Source organism: Maribacter sp. Asnod2-G09, assembly GCF_045063795.1.
Classification (GTDB): Bacteria; Bacteroidota; Bacteroidia; order Flavobacteriales; family Flavobacteriaceae; genus Maribacter.
The window spans coordinates 24,659-40,802 of record NZ_JBEFOA010000003.1; the positions used below are offsets into that span (position 1 = coordinate 24,659).

At 34.6% G+C, this 16,144-nt stretch carries 12 protein-coding genes; 3 read left to right on the plus strand and 9 right to left on the minus strand.

The window, feature by feature from the left end; translation table 11 throughout:
* Window positions 1–8: 8 nt before the first annotated feature.
* Entirely contained in the window at window positions 9–854 is an 846-nt protein-coding gene (locus ACJJVT_RS03945) for a DUF2911 domain-containing protein (RefSeq protein WP_405396709.1), read from the plus strand.
* Window positions 855–927: 73 nt separating this feature from the next.
* On the opposite strand, the gene galK is transcribed toward ACJJVT_RS03945, so the two are convergent.
* From galK to ACJJVT_RS03985, 8 genes are all read right to left on the minus strand, one after another.
* Window positions 928–2,085, minus strand: a complete 1,158-nt coding sequence (gene galK / locus ACJJVT_RS03950; protein WP_405396711.1) for a galactokinase — start codon at window positions 2,083–2,085, stop codon at window positions 928–930.
* A gap of 26 nt (window positions 2,086–2,111) precedes the next feature.
* Entirely contained in the window at window positions 2,112–3,848 is a 1,737-nt protein-coding gene (locus ACJJVT_RS03955; RefSeq protein WP_405396712.1) for a sodium:solute symporter, read from the minus strand.
* A 111-nt stretch (window positions 3,849–3,959) separates the two neighbouring features.
* Window positions 3,960–6,491, minus strand: a complete 2,532-nt coding sequence (locus ACJJVT_RS03960; RefSeq protein WP_405396713.1) for a PIG-L family deacetylase — start codon at window positions 6,489–6,491, stop codon at window positions 3,960–3,962.
* A gap of 82 nt (window positions 6,492–6,573) precedes the next feature.
* Window positions 6,574–7,152, minus strand: coding sequence for a mechanosensitive ion channel domain-containing protein (locus ACJJVT_RS03965; protein ID WP_405396715.1), 579 nt, complete (start codon window positions 7,150–7,152; stop codon window positions 6,574–6,576).
* A gap of 3 nt (window positions 7,153–7,155) precedes the next feature.
* Window positions 7,156–8,103 carry a septum formation inhibitor Maf gene (locus tag ACJJVT_RS03970; RefSeq protein WP_405396716.1) on the minus strand — a complete coding sequence of 316 codons (948 nt, stop codon included), beginning with the start codon at window positions 8,101–8,103 and terminating at the stop codon, window positions 7,156–7,158.
* 23 nt (window positions 8,104–8,126) lie between these two features.
* Entirely contained in the window at window positions 8,127–8,714 is a 588-nt protein-coding gene (locus tag ACJJVT_RS03975; RefSeq protein WP_405396718.1) for a Maf family nucleotide pyrophosphatase, read from the minus strand.
* Window positions 8,715–8,717: 3 nt separating this feature from the next.
* The gene (locus tag ACJJVT_RS03980; protein ID WP_405396719.1) at window positions 8,718–9,245 is read right to left on the minus strand and encodes a KdsC family phosphatase; all 528 of its coding nucleotides are present in this window, start codon (window positions 9,243–9,245) and stop codon (window positions 8,718–8,720) included.
* Window positions 9,229–9,993, minus strand: coding sequence for a Rossmann-like and DUF2520 domain-containing protein (locus ACJJVT_RS03985; RefSeq protein ID WP_405396721.1), 765 nt, complete (start codon window positions 9,991–9,993; stop codon window positions 9,229–9,231). Before ACJJVT_RS03985 ends, ACJJVT_RS03980 begins: the two co-directional genes overlap by 17 nt.
* Window positions 9,994–10,131: 138 nt before the next feature.
* On the opposite strand from ACJJVT_RS03985, the gene ccsA reads away from it, so the two are divergent.
* Window positions 10,132–13,311 carry a cytochrome c biogenesis protein CcsA gene (gene ccsA / locus ACJJVT_RS03990; protein WP_405396723.1) on the plus strand — a complete coding sequence of 1,060 codons (3,180 nt, stop codon included), beginning with the start codon at window positions 10,132–10,134 and terminating at the stop codon, window positions 13,309–13,311.
* A gap of 73 nt (window positions 13,312–13,384) precedes the next feature.
* Here the strand turns inward: ccsA and ACJJVT_RS03995 are convergent, their stop codons facing one another.
* Window positions 13,385–14,659 carry a M14 family metallopeptidase gene (locus ACJJVT_RS03995; RefSeq protein WP_405396725.1) on the minus strand — a complete coding sequence of 425 codons (1,275 nt, stop codon included), beginning with the start codon at window positions 14,657–14,659 and terminating at the stop codon, window positions 13,385–13,387.
* A 313-nt stretch (window positions 14,660–14,972) separates the two neighbouring features.
* Here ACJJVT_RS03995 and ACJJVT_RS04000 point away from each other — a divergent pair, with 313 nt between their 5' ends.
* Window positions 14,973–16,124, plus strand: a complete 1,152-nt coding sequence (locus ACJJVT_RS04000; RefSeq protein ID WP_405396727.1) for a trans-sulfuration enzyme family protein — start codon at window positions 14,973–14,975, stop codon at window positions 16,122–16,124.
* Window positions 16,125–16,144: the final 20 nt, after the last annotated feature.

Below are 16,144 nucleotides of genomic sequence, written 5' to 3' on the forward strand. Positions count from 1 at the left end.
AAATAATCATGAACAAAGTAGTACTATTTTTATTAGCAATTGTAGCTTCCTTAACTGTTGAAGCACAAATAAATACACCAGCACCTAGTCCCGCAGCTAAATTAATGCAGACTGTAGGTTTAACAGAAGTAAGTATTGACTATTCTAGACCTTCTATGAGAGGTAGAAAAGTATTTGGAAACTTAGTGCCTTTTGATAAATTATGGAGAACAGGAGCAAACGGATACACTTTAGTAACTTTTGACGCTGACGTAACTATCGGTGGTAAAGAAGTTAAAGCGGGAACATATTCTATTTTCACTAAACCAGGAGCTTCTGCATGGGAAGTTTTTATCTACACTGATACTGTAGGTGGTGGTACGCCAAGTAACTGGGAAGAAAGCAAAGTAGTTGCTCAATTATCTGTACCTGTTTACAAAATTGAAATGCCTGTTGAAACTTTTACGATCACTTTTGATGATGTAACTTCTAACGGAGCAAATATTGGTATCATTTGGGAAAACACTTATGTAGCAATTCCTTTTACTGTTGGTACGGATGCTACTGTAATGAGCAGTATTGATAAAGCGTTAAACGGACCATCTGCTGGTGATTACTATGCTGCTGCAGTATACTATTCTAGCGAAGGTAAAGATATCAATAAAGCCAAAGAATGGATGAACAAAGCAATGTCTATGACAGATAAGCCTGCATTCTGGCAATTAAGACAGCAGTCTTTAATTTTAGCTAAGGCTGGTGATAAAAAAGGAGCAATCGAAGCTGCCAAGAAATCATTAACAGGTGCGACTGCAGCTGGTAACAATGATTACATTAAAATGAACAACGATTCAATTAAGGAATGGAGTTCTAAGTAATTAGCATCTTTATAAAACTTAAAAAGTCCGTGTTATAAAACGCGGACTTTTTTTATGGAAAATATTTTAAATTTTATTCAAATACTTTGACGCCGTCATCAATAGCCAAATGATAGTATTCAGCATCGATACCAGTTTGTTCTTTATACTGGTCTAGCAAAGATGTTATACTTGTATCTAGTTCTTCTGTCTTTACTAAATTGATAGTGCAACCGCCGAAGCCGCCACCCATCATTCTAGAACCAAGCACACCATCTAAACTTTCACCAATTTTAACCAAAGCGTCTAATTCGTTTGTGGTTATTTCATATTGTGTAGACATTGCCCAATGACCTTCTTTAAGTACGGCACCAACAGCATTGGCATCACCATCAGATAATACCTTGATCATTTTGCGAACGCGATTGTTTTCTTCGATAATATAATTTGCGCGCTTAATATCGATTGCGTTGGCAACAGCTGTAACCTGTTCTAAATCTTCTAGCGTAACATCACGTAACGAAGTAATTTCAGGTTTATATTTCTGTACTTCTTTTACAATATTCTCGCAAGAAACGCGGCGTTTATTATATTCAGAATCAACAGCTAAATTGTGTTTTATATTAGAATTCACTAATACCCAACTATAACCCTCAAGATTTATAGGGATGTAGGTATGACTCAAATCTTTACAGTCTAAGAAAAATGCATTTCCCTTTTTTCCGAAAAGCACGGCATATTGATCCATTAATCCGCAATTAAGCCCTATTTTATGTTCTGCTTCTTGTGCGATTAAAGCAATTTCTTCTCTTGAAATCTCTTTACCTGATACTTTAGTTAGGGCGTAAATAAAACCACAACACAATGCAGCAGAAGAAGAGAGACCAGATCCTATAGGAATATCTCCACCAAAAACACAATCCATGCCTTTTAAGGGATAGTTTTTTGCGACTAGAATTTCAATAATAGCCTTAAAATAGTTGCCCCAAAAAGATTCAAATTTTTGATGCTCGCCATTTAATTGGAATATAATTTTCTCTGGCTGGGTTAAAAAAGTTTCAATCTGAATACTATTTTGGTCATTGCCAGAAACAGCAAAATAAATCCCTTTTTCTATAGAGGCAGGTAGTACTAAACCTTCATTATAATCGGTATGTTCACCAATTATATTGATTCGTCCCGGAGCTTTAATAAGGGTAGGTGTAGTCTTGTAATGTTCTATAAAATAGGACGTAATTTGTTTATGTACCATTAGTTTTTTATAAAAATCTATTATTCTTATGTTGTGGGTAAAGGCTTTTTGAGCATACGGTCAAAGGCTTCAAATATAAACGATATTATAATAACCAATGCCGCACCGAAAAAGTTAAGCCATAGATAGCCTAATTTTTCTTGACCTGAAGGATAAATATGAATTAGGTAGTAATAAATAATACAAATAATAACCTGAGTAACCACGGCCGCAAAGAAAACGGCATTGCCTTTTATAAACTTAAAGAAAAATGCGATTAAGAATATACCTAAAACATTTCCGTAAAATATACTACCAATGATATTTACTAGTTGAATTAAATTGTCAAACAGATTTGCTACGCAGGCTATTAATATGGCGACAATACCCCAAATTAAAGTGAAGAATTTAGAAGCTTTTACATAATGCTCTTCAGAAAGATTTTCGGTTGCTCTATTACGCTTATATAAATCTAAAGCGGTAATCGTACCAAGTGCATTTAATTCTGAAGCTGTTGATGACATTGCAGCAGATAAAATTACAGCTAATAGCAGCCCAACTAAACCTGTGGGTAAGTTGTTGATTATGAAGTGTATAAAGACATAATCTTTATCGTTGGTTTCAACCGCATCATTTGCCTGACTAATTAAAGACTTTGCGGCTATTCGATTGGTACTATCTTTTTGATTAATTCGAATAATTTGCTTTTTAGCTTCTTCAACTGCTGAAAATTCTTTTATTTCTAATGCCGCTGAAAACTTATTTTGAGCAATTCTTTTTTCAGCTTCTAGCGCTACTTGCCCTTCTTGAAGTAGACGGTAATCTTCGGCATAACTTGACTCCATTACTGCCTGTGTCGCAGACGGATTAAAATTTAATGGTGACGGATTGTATTGATAAAAGACAAATACCATAACACCTACCAAAAGAATAAAGAACTGCATTGGTATTTTAAGAACGGCATTGAAAATAAGACCTAGTTGACTTTCTCTTACAGATTTACCTGATAAATAACGCTGTACCTGACTTTGATCTGTACCGAAATAGGCTAGAAAAAGGAAAAGTCCGCCTGTTATACCACTCCAAAATGTATATCTACTAGAGGTATCTAAATCAAAATTTAATATTTCCAATTTATTGCTGGCACCAGCTATTTTCATGGCTTTACTAAAGGTAATGTCAGAAGGTAAATATCCTAATATAAAAAAGAAGGTGATGAACATACCTGTCATGATAATGAACATCTGCTGTTTTTGAGTGACACTAACAGCTTTTGTTCCACCAGACACAGTGTATATAATTACTAGCGTACCAAGTATAATATTTAACGTGCGTAAATCCCAACCAAGTACGGCAGATAAAATAATGGATGGAGCAAAAATGGTAATACCTGCAGCTAGACCTCTTTGAATTAAGAATAGTACTGCGGCTAATGATCGAGTTTTAAGATCAAAACGCCCTTCTAAAAATTCATAGGCCGTATATACTTTCATTTTATGGTATAGCGGAACAAATACCATACAAATGATAATCATGGCAAAGGGGAGTCCGAAATAAAACTGAACAAAGCCCATGCCATCATGAAAAGCTTGACCCGGAGTAGATAAAAAGGTAATAGCGCTGGCTTGAGTCGCCATTACCGATAAACCTATTGTCCACCATTTAGAATCATTACCGCCACGAACGTAGTCGTTTACGTTCTTACTTCCTTTGGTTTTCCAAACTCCGTATATTACGATAAAGAGAAGTGTACCGGTAAGAATAATCCAATCTAATCCTTCCATATTAATTGAATGAAGTCATTACGTAATAGAAAATAAGAACATATATAAGATTGAGCACCAAGACAATGGTGTACTCTTTTTTCCAAGTTTTATTTTCATCGCGTTCGTTGCTCATCCTTTGATTTTGGCTTTTGTTTCAACTTTATCTTTTCCAACAGAAAGCATATTAGAAAATAATTTGTAAGCTCCTGGAACACCAACCGGCAATTCTCTAAAAAAGCTCAGTCCGGTATAAATATAGTTTCCCTTTCCATACGGGGCAATTAAAAGGCTACCTTTTGTTGATTCTTCGCCTTCGTCATGCATTTCTAAAACAGGTGTAAATTCTGCACTCCATTTATTCGGAAAATATAATCCTCTTTCTTGAACCCAACCGTCAAAATCACTCTGGTTAATTTCATTAGGAAAATTTACGAGTGAATTATCTTTTGCAATTATTTCTACATCAGAATTCTCATTCGTTACCCGGTCTCTTGAAATTTCTATGTCGTAAGGTGCTATATTTTCGAATTGTGATCCCCATCTACTAGCTGTGTTATATTGCACAATTACTGTACCACCATTTTTGGCATAATCTAGAATAAATCGTTGTTTGAACTTCAGCTCATCTACTACGTTATATGCTCTAATACCTAATACAACGGCATCATATTTTTTTAATGATTCTTTTGTAATGGTTGCAGGGTCAATTAGTTGAACATTGTACCCAATTTGTTCTAAACTCGTAGGTACTTCATCACCGGCACCCATAATATAACCTATATTTTCTCCTGCTTTTTCAATGTTTAATCGAACTACTTTAGTTTCTGAAGGTAATAAAACAGTTTGTGTTGGTACATGGTCATAAGCTATGGCTACCAACTCTTTGGTGATTTCTTTACCGTTCAGTTTAATGATTGGAGCAATGCTACTTTCATTTTCTGTAGCTGGTGGGCTCAATGTAAAGTATACGGTTTGCTCATCGCCTTTTTTAATGATTGAGAACGGTTGCGTTTTTTTATCTACTTGCCAACCTGTACCATATTTTAATTCTACAGTACCTGAAATACTGTCTTTGTGAGCTTTAATAGTAACAGGAATTCTTTTTTGTGAAGCATCAGCAAATATTAAAACCTTATCGGTAAAGCTCGATGTTGCCTCTGGCACCACTTCAAAAGGCTGATAAATTTCTCCTTTATCGGGTTTTGCATATTTATAAACGATAGGTCTGATTATAGGAATTAAAACACCATTTATGTTCAAATTAAAAGTAGCATTAAATGCTCGTGGTGTTTCTGGTTTTCCTATTAAATCGGTATTCTTAACGGTATATGTTCCTAAAGTTCCTTTTTCCATTAACCAGTAAGGACTAGTGAAATCTGTGGAAGCCGGAATATTTAATTCAATTTTCTTTTTAAACAATTCATTATTATTTAAAACAGTATTATCAACGTTACTATTCTGGTCATTCAGAAATATCGATTTTAGTTCAATAGTAATATCACTTCTATTTAATGCTTGAATTTGAACATCGACGTTTTGACTAGGATTTGTATACCCCGTTTTCGTAAAAGCTTCTAAATGCAATCCCGTAATAGCTGAAATGATTGTAGTTAATTCTTCTGTTTTCAAATTTTTCCAATGTTCGTCAGATATGTTTTGTAATAACTGATATGCTTCAAGCAACTTTGGCAAATGTGATGTAGGGTCTTTAAAATTAAAATTATCTTGTACATCGTAAAGAATTTCACCGATAGCTTTTCCTCCATCAATTCTAGACCAACTAGTGTCAATACCATCAAAAAGGTTTGACTTGTCTTTTGGTAAATCGCCTTTCAATAATTCAACGTATTCATCTTCTGTTCCTCTAGAACTCAGTCTTCCAAAACCTTGACATAAATGTTGACTGCTAGCTAATGATGCTATTTCGTTATTAGACATGCCTAACATAGGGTAGTAGGTACCTACATCCATATGTAACATGTTAGATTTATCTGCTTCTTTAAATTTTTCTTCGCTACCATAGAACCACCACGAAGTATTAAAAAATAATCGTTTTGGCTGCCAAGTATTTGTCGATGCTAATTGTTCTGGGTAAGCATTAGAATCATTTGCTAAATCGAATGCCTCGAAACTTAACATTGCCGAAGAAGTATGATGGCCGTGTGTTGTACCAGGTGTTCTGTGGTCAAATCTATTAATGATTACATCTGGTTTAAACTTGCGAATGGTTCTTACAACATCGCCAAGAATAGCTTCTTTATTCCAAATTTTAAGAGTTTCACTTGGTTGTTTTGAGTAACCAAAATCATTAGCGCGACTAAAAAATTGTTCGCCACCATCAACTCTTCTTGCTGCAAGTAATTCTTGCGTTCGAAGCACACCTAAAAGTTCTCGTAATTCTGGACCAATTAAATTCTGACCTCCATCACCTCTGGTTAATGATAAATAGCCTGTTCTTGCTTTAACATCGTTAGATAGATATGATATTAAACGGGTGTTTTCATCATCTGGGTGTGCCGCTATATAAAGTGCGGTACCTAAAAAATTAAGCTTTTCAATGGAGTGGTAAATGTCGGTTGCAGAACTATTCTTGGGGGTTTGGGCTTTAACGTTACCGAGTACAAAAATACTGAAGGTTAATAACCCTAATAAATATCGCATTTCAAGTTGGTTTTGGTAGTAATTCCAAATATAATAAGATTAGGTCCTAAGCGTACTTGTTTTTACGACTTCTTTAACAGAATTAAATAATTTGTTCTTCCTCTTCTTCTGTATTTAAAAATTCACCTTGTTGGTAAGTAGATATCAGTATTACTCCTTTTTGAAGTACAAGGTTATTAGGGTAGGTTAAAATTTCACCGTTGCTTCTTCTCAAATGTAAATGGAACGCTCTAATATCTTCTATTACGAATTTGTCTAAATCGGTATTGTTCGGGTCAAGCAATTCTTTATCTAAAATTCGAATGGTATTCCCTATTTTAAAGGGGAATGAAAAGAAGATAATGACACCTGCGGTTATGTTACTTAATATTGACCATTGTGCAAATAATGCTACGCCAATAACAGCAAATACCGATGATAACATTACCCCTAAATCTCTGTAGTTGACACTCCATATTAGAGTTAATATTACTATCGCAATGATAGTAAGTGCAATGTTTGTAAACTTGAGAATTAGGTTAGTGCGTACAGGATTGTATTCGCTAATCTTACTAACCTTTCTTATCGCTGTGGCAAATAATACTTTTAAAATAAGAATAACAATTAAAACAATGAGACTATATATTAACTCATTGTAATGCTCATTAATAAACTCTTTCATATGCTATAACCCTAAACTATCGCGCAAAGATAAATCCTTATTCGATTTCTGCTGCCAATAGGGTGTTGTAATCCTGTTAATTCTTGTAGCTTTTGAAGTTAAAACTTTTTTGTTGTCGCCAAACCCATCATGAAAGGTATCTGTCCAGCTTTCTATTACATATGGAAACTTGTTTTCAAACATAATTTTTAAAGTACGTTCTAACTGCGGATAGTTAATCTCATAAGTATTTATTCCATCTTTTTCAGTTAAAGAAGTGATTGCCTTGTATGCCTTAAATTCTTCATGAGTTGTTCTGATAAACTCTAATGACGGAATCATGTTTATTTCACCGATAGGTAGATTTTTTGGATTTACTCTGATTTTATTCCAGATTTCATTTTCTAATACAGCTTTCTTTATTTGGTAATTTTGATCACCTTCAGATTCAAAATAAGAATGACTCATAATTTCGAAATCATCTTTATTGTTTAATTGTGCGTATACATGACCACACCATTCTTGTGCAGAAAAGGATACCTTAAGCGCATGTTGATTATCATGCACAGGGTAGAAGCTAGTCGTCATAATAGAGTAGGGGTAAATACCCGTAATGTAGTTTTTGGTGGTATTCAATTTTAAAACAGGAACGTTGCTTTTGTTGCTATTATCTGCCTTCACTTGAGCGCCTGGTAAAAATGGTTCCGTTACATAAATTAATACAGCACTACCTGCTCTCATCTCGCCATATCTAGCTTGTTCTAAATTGTAAGAAGTGATTTCTGCAGTACCGTTATACCAATAATCTTTAAATTCTTCAGAAAGCTCTTTTTTAGGAGCTTCTGTTTTTATTTCAGTGGTTGACATGGCTAACGTATCACTATTACTTTCAGGTTTTTCTTTACAGCTAGATAGAAGTATTACTAATCCGAAAATGTTGTAAACTGCCTTGTTTAGTTTTAATAGTTTCATGCCTGTCATAATTTTAAATTATTCTATGTTACCAATTGTAATAAGGTTTCATAAACTAGCTGTGTTGGTAAACCAACTACGTTAGTATATGAACCTTTAATCTCTTCAATACCTATAAGTCCGATCCATTCTTGAATACCATATGCACCCGCTTTATCGTAGGGTTGATATTCTTTTATATAATGTTGAATTTCATCTTTCGATAAATTCTTGAACTTCACTTCGGTTATTGAATGTTGTACTATCTGTCGTTCAGTAGTTGTAAAACATACAGAAGAAATTACCTGATGCCAATCTCCAGATAGTTTGTTAAGCATTGATTCAGCTTCTGTACTATCTTCAGCTTTGGCTAAAGATTCATTATTATGCCAAACAACAGTGTCTGAGGTTATTAAAATATCTTTTGGCTGTAAATCTGGTTTAAATATCTCAGCCTTCAATTTAGCTAAGTAATCTGATATTTCAGCTCCTTTTAATTCCTCAGGATAAATTTCATCTACAGATTTAATACGGACTTCAAAATCAAGTTCCATATCCTTAAAGAACTGATGTCTTCTTGGTGAGCCAGATGCCAGAATTAAATGATATTCTTTTAATTTATTCTTCAACATAAACTAATCGTTTGCAGCACTGAAATGGCTTGTCCAATCTCCACGTACTTTTAAAACCTGCTCAATCACATCACGTACACACCCATGACCACCGTTTATGTGCGAAATGTATTGACTTATACTTTTTACTTCTGCAACAGCATTTTGTGGGCAGGCAGCTATAGCAACCGCTTGCATTGGTGGAATATCTGGAATATCATCACCCATGAATAATACGTTCTCTGGTTCAATGTGGTGAATACCCATATATTCCTCTAAAGCATCCATCTTATAATGAGCTCCCATATAAATATCTGTTACTCCGAGAGCACTTAATCTGGTACGAACACCTTCATTTGTTCCTCCGGTAATAATACAAACATTATAACCTTTTTTTAAAGCTACTTTTAAGGCATAACCGTCTTTCACATTCATTGTACGTAGCAATTCTCCTTCACTAGTAACTAAAAGGCTGCCATCTGTAAATACTCCATCAACATCAAAAATAAATGTGGTAATGTCATTTAAATATTCCTTATAACTCTTTTCCATGCTTTTCTTTAATTGCGTTGCTTAATAGGGTGTACAGTTCCCGTTGGTGTTTGTCTTTTATGATTTGTAAATGATTGTGTAATGTTTTTTGGTCTCCGCGTTTTGCAGGTCCCGTTTGGGCTTGCAATGGTGTTAACGTATCTAACTTCGCAGCAGTTTCTTTAATTAAAGGCTGCAATAGGTTAAAGTCGATTTTATGTTCTTCGCAAATTTCAGAACCGATCGTGTACATGTAATTCGTAAAATTATTTACAAATACTGCTGCTACATGAAGGGTTTTTCGTTGTTCAGAATCTATTTCAACTACCTTGTTACTTAATGTATTACCAAGTTGTATTAACAAATTAAGGTCATTCTCATTTCTTGCTTCTACACAAATAGGAATTTCATCAAATGCAATAATTTTACCTTTTGTAAAAGTCTGTAAAGGGTAAAAAATACCTGGTCGTTTTGCAGATTTTAATGCTTCTAGAGAAGTCGCGCCTGAAGTATGTGTTACTATTCCGGCTACATCTTTAAAATTATCGACAACTAATTTAATAGCGTCGTCTGATATTGCAAGTATGTAAATATCTGCAGTCGCAATATTATTAAAGGTGGTAGAAACAGCAATGTTGTTCTTTACAAAAGCCAAATGTTCTGGGTTTCTACCAATTACTTGCTTAATGCTTACATCATCTGATTTTTCAAATGCTTGATAAAGATTTTGAGCTACATTTCCTGTACCAACTATAACGACTGATATCATGTAGCAAAAGTACAAAGTTTATAGAAGTCTTGTTGTATTAAAATTAACAGTTTCATTGAAGTTTAAAAGCAGTAAAAGGCATCCGTAAATCATGAAAAGACCTTATTTTTGCATCTTGAAAATCAACTCCTATCTTCCATGACGGAAATGTTTAAAAAAATATTTTTCTCCACACGTTTAATGTCCATCTTATTTATCGTTTTTGCCACAGCAATGGCATTCGGTACTTTTATTGAAAGTTGGTATAGCACAGAAACTGCACGAATTTGGATTTATAATGCCTGGTGGTTTGAAGTTATCATGGTATTCTTTGTAATCAATTTTTTTGGTAATATCTCTAGATACCGTCTTCTAAGGTTAGAGAAATGGCCCGTTTTAGTGCTGCATTTATCTTGGGTATTAATTATTATTGGTGCTTTTGTAACACGTTATATAAGTTTTGAGGGTATGATGCCTATTCGTGAAGGAAAAACGGAAAAGGTTTTCTATTCTGATAAAACGTATCTAACGGTTTATGTAGATGGTGAAATTGAAGGTGAAGCACGAAGAAAAGTATTGGAAGATGACTTGATTGTTACTCCCGAAGCTATAAAATCTAACTTACCTTGGAAAGCTGATTTTAATGGGGAAGATTTTGAAGTTTCTTATGTAGAGTTTATTAAAGGTGCCAAACAAGGTTTATTGCCAGATTCTAATGGCACAAAATTTTTAAAAATTGTAGAGGCCGGTGATGGTGAACGTCATGACCACTATTTAGAAGATGGTAAGGTTGCCAGTATACATAATGTACTTTTTGCATTAAATAATAATACAGATGGTGCTATTAATATAATGACCACAGATTCGGTGTATCAAGTTCATTCTCCTTTTGACGGTAACTATATGCGTATGGCTGATCAGTTTCAAGGTGTTTTGGTGAAAGATAGTTTGCAACCTTTAGTATTGCGTTCGTTATATAATACTGCCGGTATGCAATTTGTTATTCCAGATTCTGTAACCCAAGGTTCATATGGTATCGTTGAAATACCTGATGCTGAGAAATCTAAAATAGATCAAGATGCGATTGTTTTTGATGTTACTGCTAACGGAGAAACCAAACAAATTAAATTATTAGGTAATAAGGGACCTTCAGATTTTAGTGAGAAAGTGAATGTTGGCGGACTCAATTTTTCTATTCGATACGGATCTAAAGTGTATGATTTGCCATTTGGTATTAAATTAAATGATTTTATCGCCGAAAAATATCCTGGTACAGAGAAAGGGTATTCTTCATACATGAGTAGAGTAACTATTGAAGATGAGCGTCCTTTTGACTATGATATTTTTATGAACCATGTTTTGGATCATCAAGGATATCGCTTTTTTCAATCTAGCTTTGATCCCGATGAAAAAGGTACTGTTTTATCGGTAAACCACGATTTTTGGGGAACTTGGATTACCTACATTGGTTATTTTCTTTTATATATCGGTTTAATGGGGATTATGTTTTTTGGAAAAACACGCTTTAAAGATTTAGCTAATTCTTTAGATGAATTAAAAATTAAGAAGAAAAAGATGTTTGGTGTTATCGCTGTTCTAATGGCGTTTTCGTTCTCATCTTTTGCACAAGAACAACATACGCCAGAAGAAGGTCATCAACAGGCACCAAGTAAAACACAAATCGATTCCTTGCTTGAAGCCAGTATGGTTAGTAAAGATCATGCAGATAAATTCGGTAAACTGGTTATACAAGATGAAGGTGGGCGAATGAAGCCAATCAATACCTTCTCGTCAGAACTACTTCGTAAGTTAAGTCTGAAAGATACTTATTTGGGGTATACTTCTGATCAGATTTTACTTTCTATGATGATGAACCCTGCGGTTTGGTATAATACGGAATTCATTGCGTTAGATAAAAAATCACAGAACGATAGTATTAGAAATGTTATCGGTATCCCTTCAGGGCAGGAATATGTAAAGGCTACAGATTTCTTTGATTCTAAAGGGCAGTATAAATTAGAACCTTTTTTAAGAGAGGCAACAGCTACAGCTAATCCTAATAAATTTCAACAAGATTTTAAAGATGCCAATATTAGATTGAGTCTTTTAAATCAAGCTTTAGGGCAAGATATCGTTAAGATATTTCCATTATTAGATGATGAGAATAACAAATGGATTTCAGCAGTAGAATATAGAGGGGGACAATACGAAATTAGAGATTCACTGTATTCTAATTTTGTAAAGAATGCCATGCCGTATTACCTAATGACTTTGGGTAAGGCGCAACAAAGTGGAGACTATACAGGAGCAGATAAATTATTAGGTGCTTTTCACCAAAATCAACTTAACCATGGTAGCGAAGTTTTACCATCGCAACAGAAAGTAGATCTTGAGGTGATCTATAATAAATTGAACATTTTCAATAGGTTGTATCGTTTTTATGCGCTTGTTGGTTTGCTAATGTTCTTCACTTTAATATTCCAAATATTTAAAGATCGTTCTATTTGGAGGGTGGCAATTTATTTCTTTAAAGGAACTATTATGCTATTGTTTTTGTGGCATACTGCAGGTTTAGTCATGCGTTGGTATATTTCGGGTCACGCACCTTGGAGTAATGCTTACGAAAGTATTTTATATGTAGCATGGGCAACCATGGGTATCGGTTGGGCTTTAGGTCGTAAAAGTGATATGACATTTGCAGCTTCTGCTTTTGTAACATCTATGCTTTTATGGATAGCGCACCAAAGTTGGATAGATCCTTCTATTGCCAATCTACAGCCAGTTTTAGATAGTTATTGGTTAATGATTCATGTTGCTGTTATCGTTGGTAGCTACGGTCCGTTGACGGTGGGTATGATCTTGGGTCTAGTTTCATTGATTTTGATGATTTTGACCACCAAGAAGAACAAGAAACGAATGGCAATCAATATTAAAGAATTGACCATAATCAACGAATTGGCTTTAACCACGGGACTGGTGATGCTTACCATTGGCAACTTTTTAGGAGGACAATGGGCAAATGAAAGTTGGGGTCGTTATTGGGGCTGGGATCCAAAGGAGACCTGGGCGCTGGTTTCTATTATGATTTATGCTTTTGTAATACACACACGACTAGTGCCGGGATTAAGAGGTAAATGGACGTTCAACTTTATGAGTGTTGTTGCCTTCGGTAGTATTATGATGACCTATTTTGGGGTAAACTTTTACCTGGTAGGTCTGCATAGTTACGCTAGTGGTGCGCAAGTAATTACACCAACATTTATATACTACTTAGTTGCTGGTGTACTTGTTTTAGGCGGAATCAGTTATTGGAGATATAAAGTCAATTATAGTAAATAAGATAAATATCTTATATAAAAAAGCCTCATGAAATTTTCATGAGGCTTTTTTATTTCTAGTAGTTTGTGAAAATTTAGTTTTGACTATCAAGTAAATCCATTAGTTCTTCAGCGGCTATCTTTCCTTTTTCTTTTAAGAAATCTCTAGGGGTATTATCACCCAATTCAAAAACAATGGCTGGCATACCGTGGTTAACATAGAAATAGTTACGTGAAACCATTGTCGGTTTTATAGTTGTAGAAGGCTTTACATTCGTATGCTTTTGAGGTAATCTATTGGTGATATTATTTATCCAATCAAAAACAATTTTTCCTTTCTTGCCAGTAATCGTAGTGTCAATAGGATAGTAGATATCGTCCCAAGTGGAATGGAAATCTGCACCAAAAACAAACTCATATCCTTCAGATTCTTTCTTCACCAAAAAGTCTCTAACACTTCTGGTTTCTGGTTGGTTGAAATCTTGCCAATCTCTGTTTAAATCGATACCGCCCATATTATGACGCCAATTGCCGTTATCAACTCCATCAGGATTCATTAGCGGAACAACAAATAAATCATAGCTTTCTCTAAACTTTTGAGCCTTTGGCGAGTCTCCGCTTAATGTTTCAATAAAAGACTTCATGGCAAGAAACCCGGTAACTTCTGGTGGGTGCTGTCTAGAAATAACCATAACAGCTTTTTTGTGTTCACCGTTACTAACTTCCATTAAATTCATTGCCCTATTTTCTCTACTTTTTCCTATTTCATAAGTAGATATAAAATCTTTGGTGGTTAAAGAATCTATCCAACTTTTTACTCTTGTGGATCCGTATAGTTCTTGAGCGGTTATGTAAGTTGGCTCTTCGCTAATGTTTACTTTTATTTCTACCATTTCTGGTACTGCCTTAATTCCGAAATCACCCGTTCCTTTATTTATTCCTGTAAAATTGGTGCTATCTAAAGGTGTAAAGGTTTCACCATCAGTACTAATTTTAGGGTAGTATCTACTTCTAGAATCTTGATAAGTCATTTTAATAGTGATAGTCTTAGTTGTTTTTGACCAAACTTTAAATGCATACCACGGACTTACGTTTACAGGAGTGTTTTCAGCTGTGATTAATGCGGTGTAGTGATTGTTTCCGTCAGAAATTATACCATTTAATCTTCCGCTTTCAAAATCATTACTAAAGAAGGTTGCGCCTTCATCAAAGGTCCAAATACCTTTCCATTGTTTTTGAACAGGTTTAGATAGGGTAGAGACTACGGCGCTTTTTCCCTGACCTTGGTATCCTTTTGCTGCAGGTTGTTGGTTTTTACATGCTGAAATAACGAAAACAAGTAAAATTATATAAGTGAATTTCTTTTTCATTGGTTTGTATTTATATAGGTTTTGAAATGTTGATGTTTAAATCTAGAAACAAAATGGGAAAGTAAGTGTGTTTAAAAGGAATTAGATAGAAGTATTCCATATTTCTTAATAGTTAACTCCATTTAATAAAGTATTGATAGATGAGTATTAATTAATAAAAGTTTAGACATCGGTTTTTAAGTAACTTTTATTGAAAGTTTAAGCCCTCTTTTTAGACCGATATCATATTGTTTTAATGATAACATACAGAAGTAGGATAGTGAGTTCGTTTACATTCTATTTTCTTACCTTTATTTTCTATAATTATTAGCACATGAATTCGAATAAAAAAGGCTTGAATACTATTTGTACCCACGTAGGGGAATTGGAAGATACACAACATAAGGGGGCTATTTCTCCATTATACATGAGTACATCTTATGCATACGAAGATGTTGACGTAAAACGATACCCTAGATATTTTAATACACCTAATCAAGAAGGACTTTGTAAGAAGGTTGCGGCATTAGAGCATGCAGAATCGGCACTTATATTTGGTAGCGGTATGGCTGCAGTAAGTACAGCTTTATTAGCTTTTTTAAGAGCGGGTGACCATGTGGTTTTACAACAGACCTTGTACGGCGGAACATATAATTTGGTGAACGAAGAGTTTTCTAAATACGGAATAGAGTATTCTTTTACAGAAGGTTGGAGTGCCGAAGCGTTTGAAGCTCAAATTAAAGAGAATACAAAGGTTATTTATATAGAAACACCATCTAATCCGTTGTTGACCATTACCGATTTAGAGGCTGTTGCTACCATTGCAAAAAAACACGGAATCATAACTTTGATTGATAATACCTTCGCTAGTCCGGTAAATCAAAACCCAATTGATTTCGGAATTGATGTTGTAATACACAGTGCTACCAAGTATATGGGTGGTCATTCAGATATTTGTGCAGGTGCAGTTGCTTCAACGACCGAGCATATGGAGCGTATTTTTCATTTGGCAAAGAACTTTGGTGGTAGCCTTAGTGATTATACGGTTTGGCTGTTAGAAAGAAGTATGAAAACGATGGGTATTCGTGTAAGAGCACAAAATGAGAATGCACTGGCAATGGCACATTTTCTTGATGATTTAGCTGATATAGAAAAAGTATATTATCCTGGTCTACCATCGCACCCTGATCATGATATCGCCAAGAAGCAAATGAAGGGCTTTGGAGGGATGTTGTCGTTCGAATTAAATGCTAGTTTTAATGCATCTCAATTTCAGAAAGCATTACAATTAATAAAACCATCAATGAGTTTGGCAGGGGTAGAGAGTACGGTTTTATCACCGACACAAACATCTCACGCATTAATGAGTGCCGAAGTTAGAGCAGAACAAGGCATAGCAGACGGATTAATTCGTTTTTCGGTAGGTATTGAAGAAGTAGAAGATTTAAAGCAAGATATTTTGCAAGCTTTAGAAAGTTTAAAATAATTATATCAATTACAATTAGC

Bases quoted from the DNA above. Each gene is read 5' to 3' on its own strand.
- ACJJVT_RS03945 (WP_405396709.1), top strand. From the start codon at position 9: ATGAACAAAGTAGTACTATTTTTATTAGCAATTGTAGCTTCCTTAACT.
- ccsA (WP_405396723.1), top strand. From the start codon at position 10,132: ATGACGGAAATGTTTAAAAAAATATTTTTCTCCACACGTTTAATGTCC.
- ACJJVT_RS03975 (WP_405396718.1), bottom strand. From the start codon at position 8,714: ATGTTGAAGAATAAATTAAAAGAATATCATTTAATTCTGGCATCTGGC.
- ACJJVT_RS04000 (WP_405396727.1), top strand. From the start codon at position 14,973: ATGAATTCGAATAAAAAAGGCTTGAATACTATTTGTACCCACGTAGGG.
- ACJJVT_RS03970 (WP_405396716.1), bottom strand. From the start codon at position 8,103: ATGAAACTATTAAAACTAAACAAGGCAGTTTACAACATTTTCGGATTA.
- ACJJVT_RS03960 (WP_405396713.1), bottom strand. From the start codon at position 6,491: ATGCGATATTTATTAGGGTTATTAACCTTCAGTATTTTTGTACTCGGT.
- galK (WP_405396711.1), bottom strand. From the start codon at position 2,085: ATGGTACATAAACAAATTACGTCCTATTTTATAGAACATTACAAGACT.
- ACJJVT_RS03985 (WP_405396721.1), bottom strand. From the start codon at position 9,993: ATGATATCAGTCGTTATAGTTGGTACAGGAAATGTAGCTCAAAATCTT.
- ACJJVT_RS03995 (WP_405396725.1), bottom strand. From the start codon at position 14,659: ATGAAAAAGAAATTCACTTATATAATTTTACTTGTTTTCGTTATTTCA.
- ACJJVT_RS03980 (WP_405396719.1), bottom strand. From the start codon at position 9,245: ATGGAAAAGAGTTATAAGGAATATTTAAATGACATTACCACATTTATT.
- ACJJVT_RS03955 (WP_405396712.1), bottom strand. From the start codon at position 3,848: ATGGAAGGATTAGATTGGATTATTCTTACCGGTACACTTCTCTTTATC.
- ACJJVT_RS03965 (WP_405396715.1), bottom strand. From the start codon at position 7,152: ATGAAAGAGTTTATTAATGAGCATTACAATGAGTTAATATATAGTCTC.